The organism is Shewanella sp. P1-14-1 (assembly GCF_001401775.1).
Classification (GTDB): Bacteria; Pseudomonadota; Gammaproteobacteria; order Enterobacterales; family Shewanellaceae; genus Shewanella; species Shewanella japonica.
Window position 1 is genome coordinate 102740 of record NZ_LKTL01000010.1, and the last position, 25774, is coordinate 128513.

General features: G+C 40.7%; 27 protein-coding genes. 11 read left to right on the top strand and 16 right to left on the bottom strand.

The genetic code is table 11. The annotated features are described in order from the left end of the window. Positions 1-59 precede the first annotated feature (59 nt). Positions 60-605: a DUF4136 domain-containing protein gene (locus AN944_RS09190; protein ID WP_055024307.1), complete on the top strand. Its 546-nt coding sequence runs from the start codon at positions 60-62 to the stop codon at positions 603-605. Positions 606-822: 217 nt separating this feature from the next. Here AN944_RS09190 and AN944_RS09195 read toward each other — a convergent pair whose 3' ends face one another. Both AN944_RS09195 and AN944_RS09200 read right to left on the bottom strand, forming a co-directional pair. Next, positions 823-1971 (bottom strand): HlyD family secretion protein, encoded by a 1149-nt coding sequence (locus AN944_RS09195; RefSeq protein WP_055024308.1) that lies wholly within the window; start codon positions 1969-1971, stop codon positions 823-825. Positions 1972-1973: 2 nt separating this feature from the next. Further along, positions 1974-2363 carry a DUF3302 domain-containing protein gene (locus AN944_RS09200; RefSeq protein ID WP_055024309.1) on the bottom strand — a complete coding sequence of 130 codons (390 nt, stop codon included), beginning with the start codon at positions 2361-2363 and terminating at the stop codon, positions 1974-1976. Positions 2364-2635: 272 nt separating this feature from the next. Here AN944_RS09200 and purT point away from each other — a divergent pair, with 272 nt between their 5' ends. After that, positions 2636-3832: a formate-dependent phosphoribosylglycinamide formyltransferase gene (gene purT / locus AN944_RS09205; protein ID WP_055024310.1), complete on the top strand. Its 1197-nt coding sequence runs from the start codon at positions 2636-2638 to the stop codon at positions 3830-3832. 194 nt (positions 3833-4026) lie between these two features. Here purT and AN944_RS09210 read toward each other — a convergent pair whose 3' ends face one another. The 5 genes from AN944_RS09210 to AN944_RS09230 form a co-directional block, all read right to left on the bottom strand. Continuing rightward, positions 4027-4977 (bottom strand): D-2-hydroxyacid dehydrogenase, encoded by a 951-nt coding sequence (locus tag AN944_RS09210; RefSeq protein ID WP_055024311.1) that lies wholly within the window; start codon positions 4975-4977, stop codon positions 4027-4029. 58 nt (positions 4978-5035) lie between these two features. After that, complete coding sequence (locus AN944_RS09215) at positions 5036-5650, bottom strand: outer membrane beta-barrel protein (protein WP_055024312.1); 615 nt, start codon at positions 5648-5650, stop codon at positions 5036-5038. Between the two features lie 66 nt (positions 5651-5716). After that, the gene (gene djlA, locus AN944_RS09220) at positions 5717-6493 is read right to left on the bottom strand and encodes a co-chaperone DjlA (RefSeq protein WP_055024313.1); all 777 of its coding nucleotides are present in this window, start codon (positions 6491-6493) and stop codon (positions 5717-5719) included. Between the two features lie 52 nt (positions 6494-6545). After that, positions 6546-7226, bottom strand: a complete 681-nt coding sequence (gene murU / locus AN944_RS09225; protein ID WP_055024314.1) for an N-acetylmuramate alpha-1-phosphate uridylyltransferase MurU — start codon at positions 7224-7226, stop codon at positions 6546-6548. A gap of 47 nt (positions 7227-7273) precedes the next feature. Further along, positions 7274-8272, bottom strand: coding sequence for an aminoglycoside phosphotransferase family protein (locus tag AN944_RS09230; protein WP_055024315.1), 999 nt, complete (start codon positions 8270-8272; stop codon positions 7274-7276). A gap of 135 nt (positions 8273-8407) precedes the next feature. Here AN944_RS09230 and lptD point away from each other — a divergent pair, with 135 nt between their 5' ends. The 7 genes from lptD (at position 8408) to AN944_RS09265 (ending at position 17348) form a co-directional block, all read left to right on the top strand. After that, positions 8408-10705 (top strand): LPS assembly protein LptD, encoded by a 2298-nt coding sequence (gene lptD / locus AN944_RS09235; RefSeq protein ID WP_055024316.1) that lies wholly within the window; start codon positions 8408-8410, stop codon positions 10703-10705. Positions 10706-10837: 132 nt separating this feature from the next. Further along, a complete protein-coding gene (gene surA, locus AN944_RS09240; RefSeq protein WP_055024317.1) occupies positions 10838-12142 on the top strand; it encodes a peptidylprolyl isomerase SurA in 1305 nt (434 codons plus the stop codon). A gap of 9 nt (positions 12143-12151) precedes the next feature. Beyond that, complete coding sequence (gene pdxA / locus AN944_RS09245) at positions 12152-13138, top strand: 4-hydroxythreonine-4-phosphate dehydrogenase PdxA (RefSeq protein ID WP_055024318.1); 987 nt, start codon at positions 12152-12154, stop codon at positions 13136-13138. Between the two features lie 7 nt (positions 13139-13145). Then, entirely contained in the window at positions 13146-13949 is an 804-nt protein-coding gene (rsmA, locus tag AN944_RS09250) for a 16S rRNA (adenine(1518)-N(6)/adenine(1519)-N(6))-dimethyltransferase RsmA (RefSeq protein ID WP_055024319.1), read from the top strand. A 54-nt stretch (positions 13950-14003) separates the two neighbouring features. Continuing rightward, positions 14004-14384 (top strand): Co2+/Mg2+ efflux protein ApaG, encoded by a 381-nt coding sequence (gene apaG, locus AN944_RS09255; RefSeq protein WP_055024320.1) that lies wholly within the window; start codon positions 14004-14006, stop codon positions 14382-14384. A gap of 4 nt (positions 14385-14388) precedes the next feature. Beyond that, positions 14389-15204, top strand: coding sequence for a symmetrical bis(5'-nucleosyl)-tetraphosphatase (locus AN944_RS09260; RefSeq protein ID WP_055024321.1), 816 nt, complete (start codon positions 14389-14391; stop codon positions 15202-15204). A gap of 122 nt (positions 15205-15326) precedes the next feature. Next, on the top strand, positions 15327-17348 hold the full coding sequence (locus tag AN944_RS09265; protein WP_055024322.1) for a methyl-accepting chemotaxis protein: 2022 nt from the start codon (positions 15327-15329) through the stop codon (positions 17346-17348). 568 nt (positions 17349-17916) lie between these two features. Here the strand turns inward: AN944_RS09265 and AN944_RS09270 are convergent. The 7 genes from AN944_RS09270 to rplU all read right to left on the bottom strand — a co-directional run bounded on the left by AN944_RS09270 (position 17917) and on the right by rplU (position 22138). Beyond that, a complete protein-coding gene (locus AN944_RS09270) occupies positions 17917-18309 on the bottom strand; it encodes a DUF3718 domain-containing protein (RefSeq protein ID WP_055024323.1) in 393 nt (130 codons plus the stop codon). An 87-nt stretch (positions 18310-18396) separates the two neighbouring features. Further along, entirely contained in the window at positions 18397-18873 is a 477-nt protein-coding gene (locus AN944_RS09275) for a dihydrofolate reductase (RefSeq protein WP_055024324.1), read from the bottom strand. A gap of 28 nt (positions 18874-18901) precedes the next feature. Then, positions 18902-19369 (bottom strand): threonine/serine exporter family protein, encoded by a 468-nt coding sequence (locus AN944_RS09280; RefSeq protein ID WP_055024325.1) that lies wholly within the window; start codon positions 19367-19369, stop codon positions 18902-18904. Beyond that, positions 19366-20130, bottom strand: coding sequence for a threonine/serine exporter ThrE family protein (locus AN944_RS09285; RefSeq protein ID WP_082419968.1), 765 nt, complete (start codon positions 20128-20130; stop codon positions 19366-19368). Before AN944_RS09285 ends, AN944_RS09280 begins: the two co-directional genes overlap by 4 nt. Before the next feature lie 24 nt (positions 20131-20154). After that, positions 20155-21321, bottom strand: a complete 1167-nt coding sequence (gene cgtA, locus AN944_RS09290; RefSeq protein WP_055024327.1) for an Obg family GTPase CgtA — start codon at positions 21319-21321, stop codon at positions 20155-20157. A 233-nt stretch (positions 21322-21554) separates the two neighbouring features. After that, positions 21555-21809 (bottom strand): 50S ribosomal protein L27, encoded by a 255-nt coding sequence (gene rpmA, locus AN944_RS09295; protein ID WP_055024328.1) that lies wholly within the window; start codon positions 21807-21809, stop codon positions 21555-21557. Positions 21810-21826: 17 nt separating this feature from the next. Further along, positions 21827-22138, bottom strand: a complete 312-nt coding sequence (gene rplU / locus AN944_RS09300) for a 50S ribosomal protein L21 (RefSeq protein ID WP_055024329.1) — start codon at positions 22136-22138, stop codon at positions 21827-21829. A 278-nt stretch (positions 22139-22416) separates the two neighbouring features. Between rplU and ispB the strand changes: the two genes are divergently transcribed. Further along, the gene (gene ispB / locus AN944_RS09305) at positions 22417-23388 is read left to right on the top strand and encodes an octaprenyl diphosphate synthase (protein WP_055024330.1); all 972 of its coding nucleotides are present in this window, start codon (positions 22417-22419) and stop codon (positions 23386-23388) included. Positions 23389-23507: 119 nt separating this feature from the next. Here ispB and ung read toward each other — a convergent pair whose 3' ends face one another. Further along, a complete protein-coding gene (gene ung / locus AN944_RS09310) occupies positions 23508-24167 on the bottom strand; it encodes a uracil-DNA glycosylase (protein ID WP_055024331.1) in 660 nt (219 codons plus the stop codon). Between the two features lie 590 nt (positions 24168-24757). Here ung and AN944_RS09315 point away from each other — a divergent pair. Continuing rightward, positions 24758-25084 (top strand): DUF3144 domain-containing protein, encoded by a 327-nt coding sequence (locus AN944_RS09315; protein WP_055024332.1) that lies wholly within the window; start codon positions 24758-24760, stop codon positions 25082-25084. A gap of 66 nt (positions 25085-25150) precedes the next feature. On the opposite strand, the gene AN944_RS09320 is transcribed toward AN944_RS09315, so the two are convergent. Further along, complete coding sequence (locus tag AN944_RS09320; protein ID WP_055024333.1) at positions 25151-25768, bottom strand: LysE family translocator; 618 nt, start codon at positions 25766-25768, stop codon at positions 25151-25153. Positions 25769-25774: the final 6 nt, after the last annotated feature.

Sequence of the window (25774 nt, forward strand, 5' to 3'; positions counted from 1 at the left end):
TAAAACATTTCATTAAAGCATGAGTTGCAGTCTGAAACATTCGAATTAATGGAGAGTTTATGTTTTATCGATATATGATGTTATTTACCATGCTACTGTGTCTTGGGGCTTGCCAAAGCACCACTGTTCAGTCTGATTATGATACCAAGTATGATTTCTCTGATCTGAAAACGTTCCATTTCATTGATACGCCAGATCAAGGCGATCCACTAAGCGCTGAACGCATTCGGGCAAATATTCTTTCTACTCTCACAGCTAAGGGCTTTGTTGAACAACAAGAAAATAGCGATTTTACTGTTAGTTATGGCTTTTTAACCAAAGATAAACCTAAAAGCTCTGGGTTATCGATTGGTTTAGGTACTGGCACCAGTGGGAGCCACGGAGGTGTCGGTGTAGGCACCAGTATGGGGATCCCAATCGGTAGTGACAGTGCGAAAATCCAAGTTATTCAAGTAGACATCATCGATGCAAAAGAGAACCGCCTTATCTGGCGTGGAACAGATGAGTTTGATTTTGAATCAGGCGGCGACGAGAAAGTCGTAGAAACCAGTAAAACCATCACCAATATACTGGCCTTATTCCCCCCTAGCCCTAAGGTTAACTAAGCAGCCAAAGTGTTAAAACAACTTCAAGGTACTTAATCAATAACAAAAAAGTCCGCATAGTGCGGACTTTTATTTTACTGCTATAAGGTTATCTCGTGACTATCCATTATTGTGCTTATTCATTATGGCGCTGGTTTCATTATCGTCACTATTTACTATTGCCATTTACTATTGCCATGATTGACTACTACTATCGTCAGTATCAGAAAAATAGCGGTTAATGACCTTCAGCAAACAAGTAGTTCAACCAACCTTGCATACGCAGTAATACTTTACGAATAATCGATACATGAGTGAAATGCTCAGTATAAATGGCCGATTGCCCAGCGACACCCGCAGGTAATGTTCTAAGCAATTCATTTTCATCGTCAAGCTCAATCAATACCAGAGCACGACCACGCTGGAACAATTGATTAGAAGACCTAAGTGCCCCGCCAAACTGTAACTCACCTTCAGCCATGGCTGGTAACACCTTAGCTACTCGGCCTTTATGAACAACCCCTGGCATTGCATCTAAAATAATTTCAGCTTCATCACCCTCTTTAAGACGTAATAATGAGTTTTGCCAAAACGCACCAGCAAAGTATCTATCTTCATCAGGTATAAACGTCATCGCAGGTCTAAGGGGAATAGGCACTGCCATTACACCAGGACGAAGGGCCATTTGCGTCACAACGCCGTCAACGGGTGCACGTACCTCTGTACTGTCTAAATTAAATTGCGCCTCTTCTAGTTGCGCTTGAATAACCGCAACATCGGTATTCACCCCATCAATATTGGATTGATAAGCCAATCGATAGCGAATTTCTTCCGCTTCAGCGGCTTTAAACTGTGCTTCAGCAGATAAATATGACTGACGTTTGTTATCTAGTTCAATTTCTGAGAATGGCGAGTTTTTACCACCTTTTCGCTTACCTTCATCATAACGTTCAAAAGCTGATTTCGCTCTATCGCGATTAGCTTCAGCTTGAGTTACACGAGCAATAGCACTATCCCAAGATGCTTTTAATTGCGGTACTGCTTGCTTAGCATCTTCTAGTGCAGCTTGCTTTTGTTTAACCGCAGCAATAAATGGTGTCGGGTCTATTTTAAATAAAACATCGCCTTTCTTCACTGGAATATTAGGCTTCACATTCACTTCAACCACTAATCCACGCACAGCAGGGTTGATTGGAATAGATACAAAGTACTCACGTGCAAAACGAGTATAAGGATGGTTATAGTTCATTAAGATAAGCAGTGTACCAATTAACACAATACCGCCTAATACTGCTGTCGGTACTGTCCATTTGGTTAATGGGATCTTAAATATCTTGAATATTGCTACACAAAACGCGGTGTAAGTTAAAATCAGTAGTAGATCCATGATTACACCTCTTGCTTAGGTTGTTGTTCTGGCGTGTTTTCTGAAACCTTGTCAGTTTTTGGCGTCTCAATAGAGGCTAAGCGCTGATTTAAATCTTCAACCTTTTCCATTAATTCGCGTACCTCACCTTCAAGAATTAACTCTCGCTTTTTACCATTACTAAATCCCCAGCCTCTATCTTCACGATACAAGGTTGCCCAAATCCATAAAAATGGCCAAATAGCATGCATGGTAAAAAGACTCACCCAACCCGCTATATGCAATGCATCCTGCTGAGGGTGATTACGTTTCTTGGCAATTTCATAGGGAATATCATGAATTGCAATCACACCGTAAAAAATCACTAGCGCTACAAAAAACAGCAGCCCTAATGCAAAATAATCCAAAAACATATGACTCTCCTATCGACTCATAGCCAGAAAACCAACCAGTATTGTTTTAAGTTAACCTCACCAATTCGCAACCAATCAGCGCAACACAAATACAACCTCAAGATAACACATGAATATCAATAAAATAACTATAAAACACTGTTTATTCGTTAAAAAAATAACTCTTTTCACGTGATCTTTTACACATTTATAGGCTTTGCTAATCAATCAAGTTTGAATACAAGTTAACATTCTGCAGCAAACTCCCTACAGGTTTCCTAGAAGGTAAAACAATGAACGCGAAGACCCCATTAGATTTTGGTACTGCCGGTACTGAAGGTGCGATTAAAGCTATGCTGCTAGGATGTGGTGAACTAGGCAAAGAGGTAGCAATTGAGCTACAACGATACGGAATAGAAGTGATTGGTGTAGACCGTTACCCTAACGCACCAGCCATGCAAGTGGCACACCGAAGTCATGTGGTAAATATGTTGGATGAAGCGGCGTTAAAAGCTGTCATTGAGCTAGAAAAGCCTCATCTAGTCATTCCAGAAATTGAAGCTATTGCTACTCAAGCTTTAGTGGAACTTGAAGCCACTGGTATTAATATCATCCCTACAGCCAAAGCAACGCAGCTGACGATGGATCGAGAAGGGATCAGACGTTTAGCAGCTGAAACCTTAGGTATCCCGACTTCACCTTATTATTTTTGCGATACCTTAGCTGAATTTACTACAGCAATTGAAGATATTGGCTTGCCTTGCGTGGTAAAACCCGTCATGAGTTCATCAGGCAAAGGCCAAAGTGTGATCAAATCAGCACAGCAAATTGAACAAGCTTGGCAATATGCTCAAGAAGGCGGCCGTGCAGGCGGTGGGCGCGTCATTGTCGAGGGCTTTGTGGATTTTGACTATGAAATTACCTTACTCACCATCAGTGCAGTCAACGGTATTCATTATTGTGCCCCAATTGGTCATCGACAAGAAGACGGCGATTACCGTGAATCATGGCAACCGCAAGCCATGTCAGCCATTGCATTAGCAAAATCGCAAGAAATCGGCCAAGCGGTAGTCAAGGCATTAGGCGGTTTCGGCTTATTTGGCGTTGAATTATTCATTAAAGGCGATGATGTGTATTTTTCAGAAGTATCTCCTCGTCCACACGATACCGGACTGGTGACGTTAATTAGCCAAGATGAATCAGAATTTGCGCTACATGTACGTGCGATTTTGGGCTTACCTATTACGCAAATTAAGCAACATGGTTCGAGTGCTTCTGCAGTCATTTTAGCTGAAGGTAGCTCAGATAATATTCGCTACCAAGGCGTTGCCAACGCATTAGTTGAGCCAGATACTCAAGTTAAGTTATTTGGTAAGCCAGATATCGACGGCCGCAGAAGATTAGGCGTTGCATTAGCTAGAGATACCGAGATTGATTTAGCAATAGCTAAAGCTAAACGAGCAGCTGCAAAAGTAAACGTGATTACCTAGGGCTTGACGATTTATGGCCTCTCTCTTGCCGACATTGAGCTTACTGGCATTAACTAAGTGACGTTAGCTTAGTGGCATTAACTAAGTGGCGTTAGCTTTAAAATTAAAAAAGCCTAACATCTGTTGTTAGGCTTTTTTTATGATTGTTGGTTATCACTACATTTTGCAGACTGTGTTAATTTATCCTGCAAAGTCTAGTTAACTTGATGACAAGGCTTGCCCTGTAAAAATTGCTCTATGTTATTAGCCGCTATTGTTAACAGGTTTTGTCTTGCTTCTATCGTCGCCCAAGCAATATGCGGAGTAATGACAATATTGTTAGCTGATAACAAGGGGTTATCTTTTGCTGGGGGTTCAGTCGAAAGCACATCCACAGCGGCAAATAACTTATGCTGATTTAGCGCTAATGCCAGTGCATCCTCATCAATCAATCCGCCTCTAGCTGTGTTGACTAATAACGCACCAGGTTTTAACAAACCTAAACTCTGACTGTTAATGAGTTTATCTGTCGTCTCATTTAGCGGGCAATGCAATGAAACAATATCAGCTTGAGTCAGTAATACCTCTAAGGGCTGCCAACTTACATTAAGAGGTAAATTGGTTTTCTTTGAGCCACTAGTAATAATGACGTTCATATTGAATGCTAAGGCCAATGTAGCAACCTGTTGACCAATATCCCCATAACCCACAATGCCAATGGTTTTGCCTTTTAGTGACATTAATGGTGATAAGGTAAAACAAAAATCTCTCGCATTCGACCATTGACCTTGCTTAACCGCCTCATCATGCAAAGACACTTGCTGACTATGCTGCAAAATAAGAGCAAACACCATTTGCGCAACTGCATCAGGACCGTATGCTGGCACATTCGTCACAACGATATTACGGGAACTGGCCGCAGTCATATCAACGACATTGGTTCCTGTTGCCGTCACACCGATATATTTAAGCTTTGGGCAATGCTCAATAACCTTGTTCGTTATAACGGCTTTATTGGTTAGTATTATATCGGCATCACGACTTCGAGAAATGATTTGATCATGTTCAGTGTGCTCAAACACCTCTATATCCCCGAACTGTGAAAGCGCATCCCAACTTAGGTCGCCTGGGTTAAGCGTATAACCATCAAGCACTACAATTTTCATACTCGCTCACCCACCTATAATTTACAGTGCTTGAATTTAACCGTGCTAAAAAGCGTTTTTAGAATCTAACCTCTAAACCCACATTCGCTTGCCCTTGCCACATAACATCTCCCGAAATATGCCAAAGACATTCATTAGGACCACAAAGGAAGGTGTTATCGGAATTTATAAAGGTGGCATAACCTCTCACATCAGCAAATAAAGCAACTTGTGGAGTTATTTCAAATGCTGCGCCGCCACCAAATCCCATTGAAAATCGCGTTTCAGATGAGTAGTTACCGCTTGGTCTAAGATGAGTTGCACCGACAGTGGCAGTGACATAAGGTTTAAATTTGCCATTAGGGAAATATAGACTGCCACCTAAATGGAAATAATCGACATCCAGTTCATTAAAAATTTCATCACTAAATGCGCCACTTCTAACATCTGTCGCTTGTGTACTATAAAGGAAGTAGATATTGCCAGGATCTTTTGTGGTTGTACCTATCATGACACCATAGTGCTCTGATTCTGATATTTTCAGTTTGCCAGTTTCATCGGTACTCACTTCTGAAATATCAAATTCAGATGTACCAAAACTGTAGCCGCCAAAAGGTGATACATATATCTCGGCACTTGCAGGCAAAGCCGCAGCGGATAAAGATAGCGCGCAAATAAAAGAACGTAATTTCATGTGTAACTCCATGTACAACAACCAATGTCATAAGCAAAACACGGTAAATACCGCATTAATCGAATACTAACGCATCCCTCTTGACGCTTTAACCGTTTCATACGCAGATTGAATATCTTGGGCTTTAGATTTAGCAAGCTCCATCATTTCTTCAGGTAAGCCTTTTGCAAGTAACTTATCAGGGTGATGTTCATTCATTAATTTACGATAAGCACGTTTAATCTCTTGGTCACTGGAGGACTCTTGCTTACCCAGTAAAGAATACGCATCATCCAACTGCATATTGTTGCCTTTGCCAGATTGGTGATGATGAAACTCAGCTTGCCAACGACTAAGTAGTGCGTCTAAGTGAGCTTGCCCCAAACCTAACTCTTTGGCAACTGTGGATAAAATTTGTTTTTCTTTACTATGTAATTCACCATCTGAAAGCGCTGTTTGAATTTGTATTTCTAAAAACATTTGTAGAATTTCACGACGGCCTTGCGCCATAGCTCGAAATTCTTGCAAGGTTTTAACCAAATCAAATTGTGCATCTCGACCAGCTCTGAAGGCCGCTTGTGCATCACGCCTCGCATCACCGGTGAGCTTCATTTGGTCCATCAGCATAGTAGCAATGCGAATATCCACATCGGTTACGTGTCCAGATGCTTTAGCAACATGACCCATCACCATAAATGTAGTGTTAAAAAATTGAGCTTGCCTCTCATGTCCTTTGCGCACTAAATCGGCCAACCCTGCTCGTTTATCAAAAGCATGCCCCAGCCATAAACCGATTAAAGCGCCAAAAAATTTGCCCGCCATAAATCCAATGACAAACCCAAAAAACTTACCCCAAATGCGCATTGAATTTCCTGCTAATTAATCATGGTAAACATGAGCTCACCATGTAATGAATTTATTGATTCTCAATATAATGTGTTAACTGTGTTAATCGCTCGATTGTACCGACATCACACCAATAGGATTGAAAGTGGCTCGCCGCCAATGTTTCACTCGCTAGTTTTTGCCTTAACAATGGTCCTAAACCACTTTTACCCGCTGTTAGTTCTGTGAACATCTTAGGGTGATAAATTCCCATACCTGAATAGGTTAATTTGTCCTGTTCACTTTCAGCTAGCATATTGTCTATTATAGCAAAATCCCCGCTAGGATTATGCGTAGGATTATCCACTAACCACAAAAAAGCATCTAATGCTGAATTTGACGCCATCACATCTATTGCCTGCGTTATATCAGGTAACTTATCGATATAAATATCACCATTAATAACAAAAAACGGCTCATGACCGATAAGAGGCAATGCCTGCTTAATACCACCTGCCGTTTCCAGAGCTGTTTGCTCGGCACTGTATTTAATCGTTATGCCCCATCGACTTCCGTCGCCTAAACTGTCGACAAGCTTATGCCCAAGCCAAGCATGATTAATAATAACGTCTTGAAATCCTGCTTGAGCTAATTTGTCTAAATGGTACTCAATTAATGCTTTTCCAGCCGCCTTTACCATTGGTTTAGGTAATGTGTCAGTTAAAGGTCGTAATCTCTCACCACGGCCAGCAGCTAAAATCATTGCTTTCATTCTATCTCCAACAAAATAGATAACTTATTAATTCGCTACTGATTTCTTTACTTTGATATCAGAGGGATCACTCGCTCTTTAACCCATAAGCCAAACTCTTCTAGCTGAGGATAAAGCGCCGAGACCTCGACGATATAAGTGAGTGTTAACGGAATATCTTTTAAATAACCTGGTTTTGCATCTCGGTGATGTAACCTTGCAAAAATACCTGCGGCTTTGATATGGCGTTGTAATCCCATTAAATCAAACCAAGACTCATACTGCTCAAATGACACAGACTCATCAATGAACTGATGCTGCTGACAAAGACGAAAATGAGATTGCTTTAACTCATCAACGATGTCTTTTGGCCATTTGATATAGCAATCCCGTAAAAGAGACACGGCATCATAAGTCACAGGGCCTATCACTGCATCTTGAAAATCAATCACACCGAGTTGCTTATCCACCAGTAAAATATTGCGGCTATGATAATCTCGATGCATGCCGACATGTGGCTGAGCGATAGCATTTTCTATCAGCACACTAAATGCGTGTGAGATAATTTGCTTATCATGGTCTGATAAAGTTAATTTCAGATGTGTTCCTAACAGCCATTCACTAAAAATCGCTAATTCACGTTCAACAAATTGACGATCATATAAAGGCAGCTCACCTGAGGCGGTAGCTTTGACTTGTGCAATTTGTGGTAGTAATTCGAGTGCTTGAGTATAAAGCGGCTTAACTGTTTGCAGATTTAACTGATTAATTAGCTGCTCATCACCTAAATCAGACTGCAAAACAAATCCTGACACATTATCTTGAGCAATAATTTCAGGTACAACTAATCCGACATTTTGATACGAAATTGCCATATCAATAAAAGGTTGTATTGGCACAAGCTCGATCGGTGAATCTGAGACTATATAAGACTTTGCTAAATGTTTAACTCTAAAATAACGGCGAAAACTTGCGTCTCCACAGATTAGCTCTATCTCGACTTCTGTCTTAAAATATTGACTTAACCACTTCCTAAGTAAAATAAATCTTGTATCAGATAAAGTCATCTCAATGGCTCTTATGGGAAAATTGCTTTATTATAGCCAACATAACACTTGGAAACAGCTAAAGATAACTTGTTTAGCTGCGGCTTTTTTTCGATTCATTTTGTCTAGACTAAGAATTCATAATCATTAATTAAAATGCAGATCCGCTATTTTCTGGCACTAAGCCTGTTACCAAACCTAGTCTCGGCGCAAGAACCTTCTGAAACAGAAACGGTTCAACTTCAATGTGTGATTCAACCGCCTGTTTCTAGTTCTGTTGATGATCGTCAACAACTGACTAATTTATCTCCTGAAGATATTGTCATCATTTCTGATCGCTCTGAAGCTGCTATGGGTGACAAAGCCCACTTCTCCGGTAATGTGAGTTTTAGTCAAGGTTCAAGACACATCAGTGCAGACGAAGCGATTCTTGATCAACGAAACGAAAAATTAGATGCCAACGGCAATCTCATTTTTTCGGACGAACTGTTTACCGTTACCGCTGATTCATTAAATGCCCAAATGGTTACCAATAGCGCAACCTTGAAAGGCGCTAAATATTGGTTGCACGGCCAACAAATTCACGGTGATGCAGAGCAACTCAACATTACCGAGCAAAATAACTTAGAGTTAACCAATACCAATTTCACTACCTGCCCTGTTGGCGATGAATCTTGGCTATTAGAAGCCAAAGAAATTCGCATTGATAGCACTGAAGAGTGGGGAGAAATTTGGGAAGCTAAAATGCGTATTGGCGGTGTGCCTGTGATGTATATTCCTTACATGACCGTTCCCGTTTCTGACAAGCGTAAATCTGGTTTTTTATTTCCAGATTTTAGTACCAGTACAACTAACGGTGTTGAAGTCAGTACCCCTTATTACTGGAATATCTCACCTGAGTTTGACCTCACTTTCACCCCAACCTATATGTCAGCTCGCGGCTTTTATTCAAAAACCGAGTTCCGTTATTTAGCGGGTGAGAATCAAGATGGTCAATTAAACTTCGAATACTTAGCTAACGACGATAAATTAGATAACAGCCCAGACCGTTACCTTTACCATTGGCGTCATCAAGGTGCTATCAATGACAACTGGCGTGTTCAAGCCAACTTCACTGATGTATCAGATAACAACTATTTCAATGATTTGAATTCTGACGTCAACCGCTCAACTGACAACCAATTATCTCGAGTGGGTGAAATAAGCTATTTTGAGCGAGATTGGGATTTCGGCATGAAAGTGCAAGACATTAAAGTTTTGGGCGAAGATGAAGTGCCTTATCAAGTTATGCCGCAACTTAATTTTAATTACCAAACCAATGACTTTTGGAACAGTTTGGACTTTAAATTTAATTCAGAATTGACCAATTTCCAGCATAAAGAAAACGAATATTCAACTGCAACCCGCTTCCATATGGAGCCAAGCATTAGCTTACCTATTCAAGGACCAGCAGGCTCTTTAACCAGTGAAGTTAAACTAATGCAGACACAATATTGGCAAGATATTGCCGATGATAGTGACCTAGATGACTCCGTTAGCCGTACTATTCCTCAAGTCCGAGTACATGGCCAAGTTAACTTTGAGCGTCAAACTCAAATGTTTGAAATGGATTATAAACAAACACTGGAACCTCAGTTCCAATACTTATATGTAGGATATGAAAACCAAGATGGCATTGGTATCTATGATTCTGCACAACTCCAGGAAGATTACTTCGGATTATTCCGTGATAGACGTTATTCAGGGTTAGATAGAATTGCTGATGCTAACCAAATGACTTTAGGATTAACAACACGCCTATTTGATGACGCTAACATCGAGAAGTTAAAGTTTAGCCTAGGCCAAATTATCTTCTTCCAAGACAGTAAGATTAATTACACCGATGAAAATATTGAGGCAGCGCCTTCAACCTCAGTATTAGCAGCCGAGCTTGATGCCAACCTTTATAACGATTGGTTTATTAGTGGCGCAGTTCAATTTGATACTGAAAACGGTGATACCAAGAAGAGCGAAATGACACTCGATTTTCGCCCAAGTAATGATAAATTACTTCAGTTCAGTTATCGTTACGTGCCAGATTTATTAAATACCAATACCAACGATAGAGTGAATATTTCTCAGCTTGGTATGCGTACGACCTGGCCTATCAATGATGACTTTTACTTTGTTGGTAATTTTTACTACGACTTGAACGAATCTCGTAGTATTGAAACTTATACTGGGGTGCAATACGAATCTTGTTGCTGGGCAATGCGCCTAAGTTATCATTACCGTATTAAAACCAACTACGATGATGATTTAAACCCGAGTGTTGATGCTCGTGAAGAATTTGAAAGTGGTGTTTATCTAAACTTTATTATTAAAGGCTTAGGCGGTTCAGGTCCATTAGGGGTTGAAGATATGCTTAACGAAGGGTTATTTAACTACCGTAAACCGCTTTACTTAAGGAATTAGCCATCATTTATCCATCAATTGTGATAGATTGCTGAACCTAGTGGAAAACAAATAGTCCTAATAAAAGTTAACAACACTATTTTGGCGAAACGCCAACAATAATTAGAAATTTAAGTGCCAAGGATTCTGTGGATGAAACACTGTAAGAAAATGATTTTTGCTTTATTTACTCTGGCGGTTAGCCAAGTATCAGTTGCGGCGCCTGTTCAGTTGGACAGAGTTGCTGTGCAGATTAATGAAGGCATTATACTCGAAAGCGAAATCAGTCACATGGTTACCTCGGTTAAAGCTAATGCGCAAAAAGCCGGACAAGGTCTTCCTTCTGACAACGCACTGCGTACACAGGTTATCGAGCGACTTATTCTAACGCATTTACAGCTACAAATGGCTGAGCGAATCGGTCTATCTATTGGTGATTTACAGTTAGACCAAACCATTGAAAACATCGCAAAAGAACAAGGTTTATCTGTTAGCCAAATGAAACAACAGATTGAAAGCGAAGGTATGAGCTTTGCTCAATACCGCGAGCAACTACGTGAAGAAATCACCCTAGGTGAAATTCAACGTATTCAGGTTCAACGCCGTATTCAAGTATCACCGCAAGAAATTAATAACCTAGTAAAAATGATCCAAGAACAAGGTCTTAAAGACGTTGAGTTCCAAATGGGTCATATTCTTATTGAAGTACCAAGCAATCCAACAAGTGAGCAACTTGAAGCCTCAAGTAAACGTGCCAACATCGTGTTAAAACGTCTAAATGATGGTGAAGACTTCCGCCGCACAGCAATTGCATCATCGTCTGGTCCTAAAGCACTTGAAGGCGGTATCTGGGACTACATGAGCATTAATGAAATGCCGACATTATTTGCAGAAGTCGTCACTGATGCAAAAACCGGTGATGTTATTGGGCCAATTAAAAGTGCATCAGGCTTTCATATTATTAAAATCATGGATGCTCGAGGCTTACAAACTCAAGAAATTAATGAAGTTCGCTCTCGCCATATCCTACTAAAGCCTTCGCCAATTTTGTCAGAAGAACGTGCTAAGGCGATGTTAGAAAACTTCCTAACTCAAATTCGTTCTGGTGAAGCAGACTTTGCAGACCTTGCTCGTCAATACTCTGAAGATCCGGGTTCAGGAGCAAAAGGCGGCGAATTAGGTTGGGCTGAACCAACTGTCTACGTACCTGAGTTTGCACAGACATTAAATAGCTTAGAAATTAACGAAATTAGTGAACCATTCCGTACAACTCATGGCTGGCACATTGCTCAGTTAGAAGAAAAACGTACAACGGATGCAACGGATCAGTTTAATAGTAATCGTGCTCACCAATTGATTTATCGTCGTAAGTTCAATGAAGAACTGCAGAACTGGTTAGACGAAATGCGTTCTGAAGCTTACATTGAAGTTTTTGAACCAGAGATTATTCGAGGTTAAGCTAACTTAATGACACAACGAATTGCGATAACACCGGGTGAACCGGCAAGTATCGGCCCCGATCTCGTTATAAAACTTGCTCAGCAGGCTTGGCCTGCTGAGTTAGTTGTTTGTGCAGATCCTGATTTATTAATCAGCCGAGCTAAGATGTTAGGCTTGCCGCTTAACCTTCGTCCTTATCAGCCAACGCTTGAGCCAAAACCTCAAGAAGCGGGCACATTAACCATTGCACCTTTCACACTGGCTGCTGAGGTTAAATGTGGTCAGTTGGACGAAGTAAATAGTGCTTATGTCGTTGACACCTTGCGTTACGCTGGTGAAAAAAACATGAGTAATGAATTTGCCGCTGTTGTAACAGGCCCAGTACATAAAGGCATTATTAACCAAGCGGGTATTCCGTTTAGTGGTCACACAGAGTTCTTTGCATTACAAGCAAATTGCCAAGATGTGGTCATGATGCTTGCAGCACCAGGCTTACAAGTGGCATTGATGACTACGCATATTCCTTTAGCTTATGTTGCTAAAGCGATTACGCGCGATCGTTTACATCATATTATTCAAATTTTGCACCGCGAATTAGTGCAGAAATTTGGTATTGCTTCACCTAAAATATATGTATGTGGACTAAATCCACATGCAGGTGAAGATGGACACTTAGGAAGAGAAGAAATTGATATAATGATCCCGGCTTTAGATGAGCTGAGAGAGCAAAATATTGATATTGTAGGACCGTTACCAGCGGATACCTTATTCCAACCTAAATACTTACAAGAAGCAGATGTGGTTCTTGCTATGTATCACGACCAAGGACTTCCAGTACTTAAATCATTAGGTTTTGGAAAATCGGTTAACATAACCTTAGGTCTTCCGTATATCAGAACCTCTGTCGATCATGGCACTGCATTAGAACTTGCAGGTACAGGTGAAGCAGATTGCGGTAGTTTTACCTGCGCATTAAATAAAGCCATTGAATTGGCCTCAAAAGTAAGTAAATAATTTTCCAATGAGCAATAAAGTACATTTAGGCCACACGGCCAGAAAACGTTTCGGACAGAACTTCTTAACTGATGAAAGCGTCATCAGTAGAATTGTGGGCGCAATTTCTCCGGATAATGATCATGTCATGGTCGAAATTGGCCCTGGTCTAGGTGCATTAACTGAGCCTGTGGCTGAAGCCGTTGATAACTTAACCGTGGTTGAGTTAGATAAAGACCTCGTTGAGCGTTTAGAAAACCACCCTGTATTAAAAGATAAGTTAACCATCAATCAAGGTGATGCGCTTAATTTTGACTTTAGCCAACTGCAGCAAGGTGATAAAAAGCTCAAGGTGTTTGGTAACTTGCCATACAACATATCAACGCCACTGATGTTTCATCTTTTCGAGTTCGCTGAAATTATCGAAACAATGCACTTTATGCTGCAAAAAGAAGTTGTACTTCGTTTATCAGCCAGTCCAGGCACCAAAGCCTATGGACGATTAACTGTTATGGCTCAGTACTTCTGTAAAGTTGTTCCAGTATTAGAAGTACCACCTGAAAGCTTTAAACCCGCTCCAAAAGTAGATTCTGCGGTAGTACGTTTATTGCCTTTTGATGAAAAACCATTCCCATGCAAAGATGTCGATGTATTAAGACATGTTTGTACCACAGCGTTTAACATGCGCCGTAAAACATTAAGAAACAACTTAAAGCAAATGGTCACTGACGAAGAGTTTACACAACTCAATATAGACTCGTCGTTACGACCAGAACAAATCAGCGTCGAGCAATACGTTGCGCTCGCTAATTTAGTTTGCGATAAAAGTTAGTCACCTCAAGGGCATTTATATCGTTAAATGCCCTTCTGCTTTTTAGGATGTTGAATGACCTCTGTAGCCTCAAACGTCAAAATTAAAGTTGAAACAAAATACCTCGAAGATCAATCTTCAGCAGAAGATGAAAAGTACTTATTCAGCTATACCATCACTATTATCAACCTCAGTGAAATTGCCGTTACCTTAAAAGATCGCCACTGGATCATTACTAATGCCAACGGTGAGACAAGCGAAGTGAAAGGACCTGGCGTGGTAGGCGAAACCCCAACCATAGATCCTGATACTGCTTATCAATATTCAAGCGGTACTGTAATGGAAACGCCTGTCGGTTTTATGGAAGGAAGCTATGGCATGGTGACAGACCAAGGCCAAAGCTTTAGTGCGCAGATCCCAACATTCAGACTCGCTGTCCCAGGAATATTTCAGTAATCCTATGGCACATTATTTTGTTGGTGATATTCAGGGCTGCTTTAAAGAACTTCAACGCTTACTTGCTGCGGTCGATTTTAACCCGTCAAAAGACGAAATCTGGGCTGTTGGGGATCTCGTTGCTCGAGGACCTGACTCGCTTGCAACGCTCAGGTATTTAAAGTCATTAGATAATAGCGCTAAAATCACCTTAGGCAATCACGATCTTCACTTACTGGCGCTACACGGTAAAATCAAAAGAGCAAACCCCAAAGATAATCTCACTGAACTCCTAAATGCCGATGATTTAAGCCAGTTAATTAATTGGCTGCGTGAACAACCTTTAGTTCACACCTTGCCTTCTCATAACATCATCATGACTCACGCAGGCGTGCCGCCTCAATGGGATTTAACGACCTTGTTAGCTGAAGCAAAAGCAGTCAGCGACGCGCTAAAACGAGATGATTATTTAAAAACACTTATCTCGAAAATGTACACTGAAGCGCCTGATTTATGGGATAGTAAGGCAAAAGGTTTACCTAGATTGAGATATTGCATCAACGCACTCACGCGCATGCGCTATTTATTTCCTGATGGCAGCTTGGATTTTGCCTGCAAAACGCCAATCAGTGATAAACCTTCTGAATTAACTCCTTGGTTTGAATTCGACTCAGTCCTTAAATCTAGCCATACACTCGTATTTGGCCATTGGGCTGCTTTAATGGGAATCACTCACCAAGAAAATGTAAAGGCACTAGATACAGGATGCTGCTGGGGTGAATATATGACACTTTGGCATGCTGAAACGAATGAACAACTCACTCAAGCAAAACTAAAATAATTAATAAATTGTTAAACTAATAATAAACTTAGCCGATAAAGCTATTAGATCTCATATGATCACATAACCCTGAGCGATCTTGAGACAAATTCGGGATAAAATAATAACAGCCGGAGTATGCTATGAAAATTAATGTTGCCACCAGAGTTATTGGCGGTTTTACTGTTGTAACACTGCTTTTAATTGTATTAGGTGGCGTATCTTTACTGACCAATAATACCATTAAAGATAGTACAACAACTTTGCAAGAAGTTAGCTTACCCGCGCTGACTGCAACAGGTGAATTAACAAAAAATTTAAGTGCCCAGCAAATCCAAATTCTATTTGGTTATTACACTAATGAATCAAATAAAATCCCCGCTGTTGAGAAAAAAATCCAAATAGAGTCGAGTGAGTTTCATAAAACGCTTAACAGATTGACTGCACTGATTTCAGATAGACAAGAATTCTCAAGTAATTTATCGCAATTAAAATCTAGCTACGCTGGTTTTGAAAAGAACGGTAAATTAATGCTTAAAGAGCATGAAAATGCATTAATTAAGAATGAACAATTATTATCTTTACGTGATGATCTTGAAGACAGTGCTGACGAAGCCTCGTCTATCTTACTTGATCTGATCGATTTAGAAATGAGTGACGATACGACCGAACAAAGCATTGCAGCAACAGCAGGGGTTGTTGACAGTACTTTTATTAATATTATCACCACCATTTATGACTTAGTTGCTGCTACTGATGACAGTAAATACAATGTTATCGTTAAAGAGCTTGAGTACATGGTGAGTGACACGAGAAGAAAGATTGAACATATTAATCTTCAAGGTCGTGGCATTATCAGCGACGGTACATTAGACGATTTAAATACTGAAAGTAACGCTGTATTTGCTTTGATTAATGGTAATAACTCAATCGTTGCCCTAAAAGGACAACAACTTAAACACAATAAACAAGCTGCCAACCTATTAGCTGCAACAGACAAAGATCGTTTAGAAGTCAACGCTAAAATGTTTAGTCTCGCCGATAATATCGAAAAATTCACTAGTCACATTGGTAATAGTGCTATTGAAAATATTGATTCAGCCAGCCTCAAAACTATGTTTGTTGTTATCTTAGCGATTTTGGTTTCTATTATCGTCAGTATTGCAGTAGTAAAACCACTGACTCGCTCACTTGCCAAGGTTAATCAAGCTCTTAACATTCTTGCTTCAGGTGACTTGACCCATAAACTCGACGACTCAGGTCACGATGAGTTTGCCGAGTTAGCGAAGAACTGTAATAGCTTAGTTGATAGCTTACGAAACCTGATTGTAGGTATCTTAGATCGCTCTAATCAACTTGCAGCAGCAGCTGAAGAAACATCAGCAATTACCACGCAAACGACCAGTGGCATTCAAGAACAGAAGAGCCAAGTCGACCAAGTGGCAACAGCAACAACTGAATTAAGTTCAAGTGCTCAGCAGGTTTCAATGAGTGCTGACCAAGCCTTAGAGCAAATCAAGCAAGCTGACGAAGAAACTCAGCACATGCGTAAACTTGCAGAAGAAAACAAAGTCACCATTCTCGCACTTGCAGATGAAGTAGCCAAAGCAGGACAAGTGATTAACAAGGTTCATTCTGACAGCGCATCAATTGGTTCTATTTTGGATGTTATTAGAGGAATTGCAGAACAAACCAACCTACTTGCACTTAATGCGGCAATTGAAGCTGCACGTGCTGGTGAGCAAGGTCGTGGCTTTGCTGTTGTTGCTGATGAAGTTCGAAGCCTTGCTTCTAGAACACAAGAATCAACCAGCGAAATTCAGCAAATGATTGAAATGCTGCAACAAGGCGCGCAACAAGCGGTATCAGTGATGGAACTAGGACGCAGCCAAGCTACAAGTTGTGTTGATAAGACAGAGCAAGCGAATTTAGCACTAGAAACGATTAGCCAGTCAGTGCACAAAGCTTATGATTCAGGTAACCACATTGCTCAAGCAGCTCAAGAGCAAAACTTAGTGAGCCAACAAGTTTCTGAGATGCTAGAACATATTGCAGCAATATCAGAGGAAACGGCGACGGGTGCTGATCAAACTGCACAATCAAGCCATCAAGTTGCAATGTTATCTGAAGAGCTACAAGGCTCTGTAGGTGAATTTAAAGTCTAACTGCAGTAGATTACTCATCTTTTACTAAAAAGGCTCTCAGGAGCCTTTTTTAGTGGCTTAAACTTAATAATATAAACTCAGTTCTACCTGAGTTTATATAGTTTACTCAACTTGTCAGAATAAAAAACATATTACCCAATATGCCGAACCGTATCAGCTCGGTTATTATTTCACTCAACCACGCTTCCCCAATAATCCATCTCACTCATTAAGTTAGATTTCGATAAAGTTTTAACAGTGTCAGTGACAAGTATCTAGGGTGACTATTTATGTTAACTATCTAGGGTGACAGTCTTGGATAGCAGTCTGTGATAACTGTTTATGATAGCTCACTGTTATCGGTTTCTATTCAAGGCTTTTTATATGTTTCTTTTATTTACATTCAGATGTCTGTGCTGCTCTTGAGAACTCTTGCTAGTAAAATGAGCGAGACGAAAAAGCTTAGCCATAAAAAAACCGCCCAAAGGCGGTTTTTAATCAGATGTATCTGAGTCTGCTTTACACGTTATGAATACAAACACTCACAACAGTTACATAATGCTAAAGCAAGTCATTCCAACGAGATGGCTTATTCGCCACTACTGATTCGTTGTTGTACTGCAGCAGTGATTGCACTACCGCTATGACCATTTGCATTTGCCCAATCAAGAATGCTTTGTCCGTCTGCTTCAGGAGTATTTAAATCTCCAGCAGGAAGACGTTTTGCAATGTACTCACCCACTTCTAAGGCGTTAGAGTTGTATGCAGTTCTTAATAAGCTATTACCGTCGCAAGAAACACCAGTGTAAATATTGCGTAATTTTACGCGGCTTTCTTTCAACTTTTTACGTAAACGGTTTTTGTCATTAGATTTTACATAATCACAAATGTTCGCGACAAGTTGATCAGTATTCGCTTCGGCAGGGGTTGACACAAAAGATGCTGCGATTAGGGCTGCTAAGGCCACAGGCATTAAACGCATCTGACACTCCTTTTTAGGTATTTTTATTTTTGTACCTGCCATCAAGGGCAAGTATCTATTCAGGGTAACACAGGCCACAATTTAACATTATTTCACCAAAGTGTTAAAGCTATATTGCAATTGTGATTCATTTATCTCAACTACCTTATCTTTTAACGTCCAGCTACCGTCATCCCATTCAGGGAAAAAAGTATCACCATCAACCGTTAAGTCGATAAAGGTTAGATATAGGGTATCGGCCAAAGGTAAAATTTCTTTATAGAGTTGTCCGCCACCAATAACAACTAATTCTTCACAACCTGTCACAAGGGCTTTTGCAGCCTCAAAAGAATTGACGCAAGAAACGCCTTCTGGTTGATAGTCGCTTTGACGGGTAATGACGATATTGTGGCGACCCGGTAATGGTCTACCAATTGATTCGAAGGTTTTACGCCCCATCACTACAGGCTTGCCGAGTGTCATAGCTTTAAAATGTTTTAAATCTTCAGGCAGGTGCCATGGCATTTTGTTGTCTTTACCGATTACACGATTATTGGCCATAGCGGCGATCATAGCGATGCGCATGTAAAATCCTTATTTGATGCTGGAGAAATTAAATAATTGGTCGAGTGCGATAGTAAACCAAGGCCGGCATAGCCAGGCCTACTGACAGCGCCCCCAGAATGAAAACTGTTTTTAACCCATTTTGAATAACCATAGTGGTGAGATCTGAACTCACCTGCTCTTGCACACTTAGCTGAACAATTGCAATTAACGTATTATACGCATAAGTCCCTGGTACCATGGGAATGATTGCTGCCACTGCATACATCAGCGGTGGAGCAAGATGTCTTTTAGCAAAACGGATGGTTATCACTCCAACTAGCGCGGCAGCTGCAAATGTGGCCCATTCAATTGGCATATCTAGGTGCAATAACAAGGTTCTAAAACTATGACCGATTGCACCTGCAAGAGCGCAATAAGGTAAAAATCGTCTTGGGACATTAAATACCATCGCAAACCCCATTGCTGGAATTGCAGAAAAGAATGCATCATTAAGTAAAGTCAGCACAAGATTCATGTGATCAACGTCCCTCCAAATGCCATCGCTAGCGTAATACCGATAACCGTTGCCAGTGTAAGTAAAGTGGCATGTCCCCAACGAGATATACCGACATTCATATGGCCTTTGACCATATCAGAAATAGCATTTATCAGTGGGAAACCCGGTACAAGCATTAACACACTTGCAGCCATTGGAATTTTCGGTGTTGAGGTCAATTCCAAAAGGTGACCAAGTTGCGCAACCAAGGTGGTAATAAAGGCGGTGATAGCAAAAATTATCAACAGATTGAAATGTTTTTTCACTAAGGATAAACGAACCGACATGCCGACAGCTGAAGCGATAAACGTAATAAAGCATGCCGCCAAATCACCACCGAATAAATGACAGAAACTCGCACAAGACAAGCCAATCATCGCGATGACATATTTGGCAGGATACGTTTTGGGTTCAATTTTTTCTAAACGGCGTTTAACTTGCTTGTCGTTGTAAATGCCTTTTTCGGCCAAGATACAGATGCGTTGCACTTCACATACAATCATCATGTTAATGCCATGCTCGCGTAAACGGCGCGTCGTGGTAATACAACGGCCATGGACAAGGCTGGTCAATACGAGGGAATTTGAAGAAATCGACAGTTCGACACTGGCTAGGCCAAGGGCTTTGCCTAGGCGCTGGCTGATCTCTTCAACAAGATCAGATTCAGCGCCATAAGCTAAGAGAAGTTGTGCACTTCGTACTACAAGACGAGTGATATCATTTTGAGTGTCGGCGTACACAATTTTTCTCTTATTTAACTCAATTTAACGTTGGTAGATAATTTCCACATCATAGTCATCATCGTCGAAATCGTCGTCGAAGTCATCATCGTAGTCTTCGTTAACAGATTCAACATTAGCTTGATGGTAATTATCCCACTTAAACTCGACTTCATCGTCAGGGCTGATTGATTCATCTTCGTCAGGCAATGCAGAAATAAAGTCGAGAAGTTTTAAACTTAACTCTTCAGTATTGGTGCGATTAAATGCTGACATAGTGTATATGTCACCTTTCCAATCGATTTCCTTAACGATGTGCTCCATTTTCTCAGCAAGCTCATCTTCTTGCAGTAAATCAATCTTGTTAAATACTAACCAACGCGGCTTAGCAGCCAATTTAGGAGAATATTTCTCAAGTTCAGCCACAATTGAACGCGCAGACTCAACCGGATCGCTACCATCAATAGGGTCGATATCGATAATGTGTAATAACACACGACAACGCTCTAAATGCTTTAAGAAACGAATGCCTAAACCCGCACCATCTGACGCGCCTTCGATCAAGCCAGGAATATCAGCAATAACAAAACTCTGACCAGGACGAGGGCTGACAACACCTAAATTAGGCACCAAAGTGGTAAATGGGTAATCGGCGACTTTTGGTGTAGCACGAGAAACTGAACGAATAAAAGTTGACTTACCCGCATTCGGTAAACCTAACAAGCCAACATCGGCTAGTAACAATAGTTCCAGCTTCAGCATGCGTACTTCGCCAGGTGTACCTAATGTCTTTTGTCTAGGCGCTCGGTTAGTACTACTTTTAAAACGAGTGTTACCTAAACCGTGGAAACCACCTTTAGCCACTAACAGTTTTTGACCATGAGTGGTTAAGTCACCTAGTAACTCTTCTGTTTCAAAATCAACAGCGCGAGTACCCACAGGTACTTTTAATAACATATCTTCGCCGCCATGACCTGTACAATCACGACCACGACCATTCTTACCGCGCTCAGCGATGTAAGAACGTACAAATCGAAAATCAATAAGCGTGTTCATGTTTTCGTCTGCGACTAAAAATACGCTACCGCCGTCACCGCCGTCACCACCATCAGGACCGCCATCTGGCACATATTTCTCACGTCTGAAGCTAACGCAGCCACTGCCACCGTCACCCGCTTCAACTCTGATTTTAGCCTCATCAATAAACTTCATACATACTCCTGACACCACTTAATGTGCCAATTATAACCTCAAAAGACTGAGATGTGCAGGGAAGCGTAGAAGATTCAATCACCATAAATCGCTTACTGCAAAATAAATAACCATCGATGTAACACACCGAAAATACTCCAATGAAGTTTAGTTAACTAACTCCAACAATGAAGTAAAAAACACAAAAGCCCCGCCAGAAGGCGGGGCTTTCAAAGACTGATTAAAGTCTAGAATTAAGCTTCGATGCTAATAAACTTACGGTTATTAGGACCTTTTACTTGAAACTTAACTTTACCGTCTGTTAATGCAAACAAAGTATGGTCACGACCAATACCTACGTTTACACCAGCGTGGAATTTAGTACCACGTTGACGAACGATGATGTTACCAGCAACAACTGATTCACCACCAAAACGCTTAACACCAAGACGTTTACTTTCTGAATCGCGGCCGTTACGAGTAGAACCGCCAGCTTTTTTATGTGCCATGAGTTAGACTCCTAATATTATGCGCTAATCGCAGTGATTTTAACTTCAGTGAACCATTGACGATGGCCCATTTTCTTTTCGTGATGCTTACGACGATTGAACTTTTGAATAGTTACTTTCTCACCGCGACCGTGGCTAACCACTTCAGCAACAACTTTACCACCAGCTACTAATGGAGCACCAACGTGAACGTTTTCACCGTCAGCAACCAATAATACTTGGTCAAACTCAATAGTTTCACCAGTAGCAACTTCAATTTTTTCTAAACGAACTGTATGACCTTCAGCAACACGGTGTTGCTTTCCGCCACTTTGAAAAACAGCGTACATAGCTATTTCACTCCAAATGGACTAACACTCCGGTTCATTATATGTAGATACCGGGTGCTAAAAACTTTTAATGACAATGGGCGCGGAGTCTACGCTAAGATTTACCATCTGGCAAGTGTTAAATGTGAATCAATAAAAAAAGCTCGGTTTAACTCCCACAATCTAAGAACAAAAGCTGTCTAAGGCATGAATTTTAGTTAAAATTTGTTAATATACAATTTGAACCTTATATAGTGGGCAATATAATTTGCCTGATAGCCTAATAACTAGAGACCATTATGGATTTAAACGCCATTCGTCAACTAGCTGATAACGACATGCAAGCCGTAAATCAGTTAATTTACAAACAACTTGAGTCTGATGTTGCACTAATAAACCAACTCGGTTTTTACATTATCAATGGTGGCGGTAAAAGATTACGCCCATTACTTTCGGTACTTTCTGCTCGTGCTATCGACTATAAAGGTGAAGAGCATCTTAAGTTAGCAGCTATTATTGAATTTATTCATACTGCTTCTTTATTACACGATGACGTTGTCGATGAATCAACATTGCGTCGTGGTCGTAAAACAGCCAATGCTTTATTTGGAAACAGCGCAAGTGTTTTAGTCGGTGATTTTTTATATACCCGCTCATTTCAAATGATGACCGAACTCGATAGCATGAAAGTGTTAAGAGTCCTTGCCGACACCACTAATATTCTTGCTGAAGGTGAAGTCTTACAATTAATGAATTGTAATGATCCAGAAACCACCGAAGAGAATTATATGCGGGTGATTTACTGTAAAACAGCAAAATTATTCGAAGCTGCAACCTTGCTCACAGGTGTTATTGCTGACGTAAGCGAAGAGCAACAACATGCCCTTGGTGAATACGGTAAATTTTTAGGTACCGCTTTCCAATTAACCGACGATTTACTTGATTACACGGCCGATGCTGATGAACTTGGCAAAAACATTGGTGATGACTTAGCCGAAGGTAAGCCTACACTGCCATTAATTTATGCTATGGCTCACGGTAGCGATACTGCAAAAGCGTTGATTAAAGAAGCGATTGAAAAAGGCGATGGTACGAAAGCAATTGATGAAATTGTTGCAGCCTTAAATGATTCAGGCGCCCTTGAATACACTAAACAAAAAGCGAACCAAGAAGCTGACAAAGCGATTGCTGCACTGGCCCCAATTGCCGATAGTGAATATAAGACAGCATTAATCTCGTTAGCGAAAATTTCAGTTCAACGAAATAACTAATCTGTATTTGGTTAACTATCTACGCTCTGGTATCTGAGCGTAATTAAGCCAACCATCATAAAATGCCCACTACAACTTAGTAGCGGGCATTTTTATTGCTATCAATACAATTTAAATTGTTAAACTTGCCAATCTATAGGTGTTTGCCCTAACTCTGTTAACAGTTGATTTGTTTTAGAGAAGTGACCACTACCAAAAAAGCCTCGATAAGCAGACAGTGGAGAAGGATGTGGCCCCGTTATAACTCGATGTCGCTTCGCATTAATCAACTTACCTTTTTTAATGGCATGAGCGCCCCACAAAATGAATACAATAGGCTCACCTTTATCGTTAAGGGTTTGCATCACTTTATCTGTAAAAGTCTCCCAGCCGGCTTTTGAGTGGGAATGCGCTTTCCCCTCTTCAACCGTTAGCACTGTATTAAGCATTAACACACCTTGTTTAGCCCACTTAGTCAAATCACCATGGTCAGGAATGACAAAGCCATTAATGTCTTGTTGGAGTTCTTTATAAATATTCACTAAAGAAGGCGGTGTTTTTACTCCTTGTTGTACAGAAAAACATAACCCATGAGCTTGACCTGCTCCGTGATAAGGGTCTTGCCCTAAAATCACCACTTTCACATCACTCAAAGGAGTCAATTCGAATGCGCGGTATACATCTTCATCGGCAGGGTAAACCGTTTTCCCTAGCTGTCTTTGATGAGCAACAAACTCATTTAATTCACAAAAATACGGCTCCGCTTGCTGCGTTTTAATCAATGTTTGCCAATCGTTCATCTAGGGGGCTACCTTGTAAAATAGTCAATCTCATTATGGTGTTAATTCGCGAAATACAGCCTTTCAATTACACTTTCTAAGACAAAGGTTAAGTCGAAGCAAATAATTAAGAAGGTGCTCAAGCATACTATGAATCACTGAACACCTATAAACACCCTAGTTTCAAACTTATCCATTAGTGGTGGTTATCATTATACTCGGCCTATTAGCCGTCGTCGCTTTAGCTAATATGAAGTGATCGAGTAAAACGCTCGAGTAAAATGACTGAGTGAATAGATTCAGGCTCCGCTGATAACGTTCATATTTTCACTAATCCAAGTACCAATGACCAGTTCAATATCAATCAATGGGGTTACCCTGCACAAAACTGGGCTCCTTTTGAAGCATCGCGACGATTCGTTATATCTAGCAACTAACATTAATCCTGTTCAATGCCTCTACATTCCTCTCACGCCATTATCAATATATTATGCTCCACGTAATGGACAGGTGATCACAGATTCCACCCCTGATAGCGAATTGAGACTTTATTCTGTCAATAAAATCGGTACACTCATTGCTAAATTAAGTCACTATTACGAGTAGAACTCATGTCAGAACAAAAAACTGAAACAACCATGTACCAACTAGCTGATCAATTTATTGCGCTAGCCAATCAACTAGGTCAAACAGAAAATGATATCGGTAAAGTCGGTACTGCTTTGCGTTTTGCAGCAGCGCGCTACAATGCGTTTGAAGCTGCGATTAAATCAGCCAATCTAGAAGCAGAAAAAGAAAATGCATTGAGCTGGTTCACTGAAGAATACAAAGGCATGTTGAACGAAAACTTAAATGACCACATTAAAAACCCACCAGGTGGTCAACAAGAAGCCAAAGAAGAAAAAGCTGACGATTCTGTGCAGGTCTTCAAAAATTAAGCATGCCGATATTAAGCATGTAAAAAAGCCATCATTACGATGGCTTTTTTGTTGGAGAATTTATCACTAAATAATATCTATGATGACCCTCAAGGCCAGTAGAATAAGCACCACGCCTGATAGCTTATCGATAAGCGCGGCCTTGTCACGTAAGCGAGACAATATCGGCCCATGAGATAATACGACAGCAATGATGGTATACCAGAGTCCATCTACAACCAGTGGGGTTAATACAATTAATGTTTGTCCCGTTAGCGATTCAGCTGCCAATACAAACTGACTAAATAGCGCTAAAAAGAACAACAAAATTTTAGGGTTAAATAACGAAATAGCTAAGCCATCGCGAGCTGCTTGAAGTAATGAAGTTGACTCACCTGACTGTAATTTCTGCTCCATCCCCCCTTTAGATTGCAAGGCTTGAAATCCCATCCACGCTAAATAGCACGCTCCAATAAGAGCAATACCATTAAACACTAAAGGTGATTTTTCAAGCACAACGGCCAAGCCCAATAGCGTTACTAATGCGTACACACCAATGCCAATTGAGTGAGCCCAAGCACACACAACGCCGTGTAATCTCCCTCCTGATAACGTATGTCTTAGCACCATAGCTAAACTCGGACCGGGAGACATCGCTCCCAAACAACAGATGGCGAGTAATCCAAGCCATGTACTTAATGCCATTACTTA

Bases quoted from the DNA above. Each gene is read 5' to 3' on its own strand.
- AN944_RS09190 (WP_055024307.1), top strand. From the start codon at position 60: ATGTTTTATCGATATATGATGTTATTTACCATGCTACTGTGTCTTGGG.
- AN944_RS09195 (WP_055024308.1), bottom strand. From the start codon at position 1,971: ATGGATCTACTACTGATTTTAACTTACACCGCGTTTTGTGTAGCAATA.
- AN944_RS09200 (WP_055024309.1), bottom strand. From the start codon at position 2,363: ATGTTTTTGGATTATTTTGCATTAGGGCTGCTGTTTTTTGTAGCGCTA.
- purT (WP_055024310.1), top strand. From the start codon at position 2,636: ATGAACGCGAAGACCCCATTAGATTTTGGTACTGCCGGTACTGAAGGT.
- AN944_RS09210 (WP_055024311.1), bottom strand. From the start codon at position 4,977: ATGAAAATTGTAGTGCTTGATGGTTATACGCTTAACCCAGGCGACCTA.
- AN944_RS09215 (WP_055024312.1), bottom strand. From the start codon at position 5,650: ATGAAATTACGTTCTTTTATTTGCGCGCTATCTTTATCCGCTGCGGCT.
- djlA (WP_055024313.1), bottom strand. From the start codon at position 6,493: ATGCGCATTTGGGGTAAGTTTTTTGGGTTTGTCATTGGATTTATGGCG.
- murU (WP_055024314.1), bottom strand. From the start codon at position 7,226: ATGAAAGCAATGATTTTAGCTGCTGGCCGTGGTGAGAGATTACGACCT.
- AN944_RS09230 (WP_055024315.1), bottom strand. From the start codon at position 8,272: ATGACTTTATCTGATACAAGATTTATTTTACTTAGGAAGTGGTTAAGT.
- lptD (WP_055024316.1), top strand. From the start codon at position 8,408: ATGCAGATCCGCTATTTTCTGGCACTAAGCCTGTTACCAAACCTAGTC.
- surA (WP_055024317.1), top strand. From the start codon at position 10,838: ATGAAACACTGTAAGAAAATGATTTTTGCTTTATTTACTCTGGCGGTT.
- pdxA (WP_055024318.1), top strand. From the start codon at position 12,152: ATGACACAACGAATTGCGATAACACCGGGTGAACCGGCAAGTATCGGC.
- rsmA (WP_055024319.1), top strand. From the start codon at position 13,146: ATGAGCAATAAAGTACATTTAGGCCACACGGCCAGAAAACGTTTCGGA.
- apaG (WP_055024320.1), top strand. From the start codon at position 14,004: ATGACCTCTGTAGCCTCAAACGTCAAAATTAAAGTTGAAACAAAATAC.
- AN944_RS09260 (WP_055024321.1), top strand. From the start codon at position 14,389: ATGGCACATTATTTTGTTGGTGATATTCAGGGCTGCTTTAAAGAACTT.
- AN944_RS09265 (WP_055024322.1), top strand. From the start codon at position 15,327: ATGAAAATTAATGTTGCCACCAGAGTTATTGGCGGTTTTACTGTTGTA.
- AN944_RS09270 (WP_055024323.1), bottom strand. From the start codon at position 18,309: ATGCGTTTAATGCCTGTGGCCTTAGCAGCCCTAATCGCAGCATCTTTT.
- AN944_RS09275 (WP_055024324.1), bottom strand. From the start codon at position 18,873: ATGCGCATCGCTATGATCGCCGCTATGGCCAATAATCGTGTAATCGGT.
- AN944_RS09280 (WP_055024325.1), bottom strand. From the start codon at position 19,369: ATGAATCTTGTGCTGACTTTACTTAATGATGCATTCTTTTCTGCAATT.
- cgtA (WP_055024327.1), bottom strand. From the start codon at position 21,321: ATGAAGTTTATTGATGAGGCTAAAATCAGAGTTGAAGCGGGTGACGGT.
- rpmA (WP_055024328.1), bottom strand. From the start codon at position 21,809: ATGGCACATAAAAAAGCTGGCGGTTCTACTCGTAACGGCCGCGATTCA.
- rplU (WP_055024329.1), bottom strand. From the start codon at position 22,138: ATGTACGCTGTTTTTCAAAGTGGCGGAAAGCAACACCGTGTTGCTGAA.
- ispB (WP_055024330.1), top strand. From the start codon at position 22,417: ATGGATTTAAACGCCATTCGTCAACTAGCTGATAACGACATGCAAGCC.
- ung (WP_055024331.1), bottom strand. From the start codon at position 24,167: ATGAACGATTGGCAAACATTGATTAAAACGCAGCAAGCGGAGCCGTAT.
- AN944_RS09315 (WP_055024332.1), top strand. From the start codon at position 24,758: ATGTCAGAACAAAAAACTGAAACAACCATGTACCAACTAGCTGATCAA.
- AN944_RS09320 (WP_055024333.1), bottom strand. From the start codon at position 25,768: ATGGCATTAAGTACATGGCTTGGATTACTCGCCATCTGTTGTTTGGGA.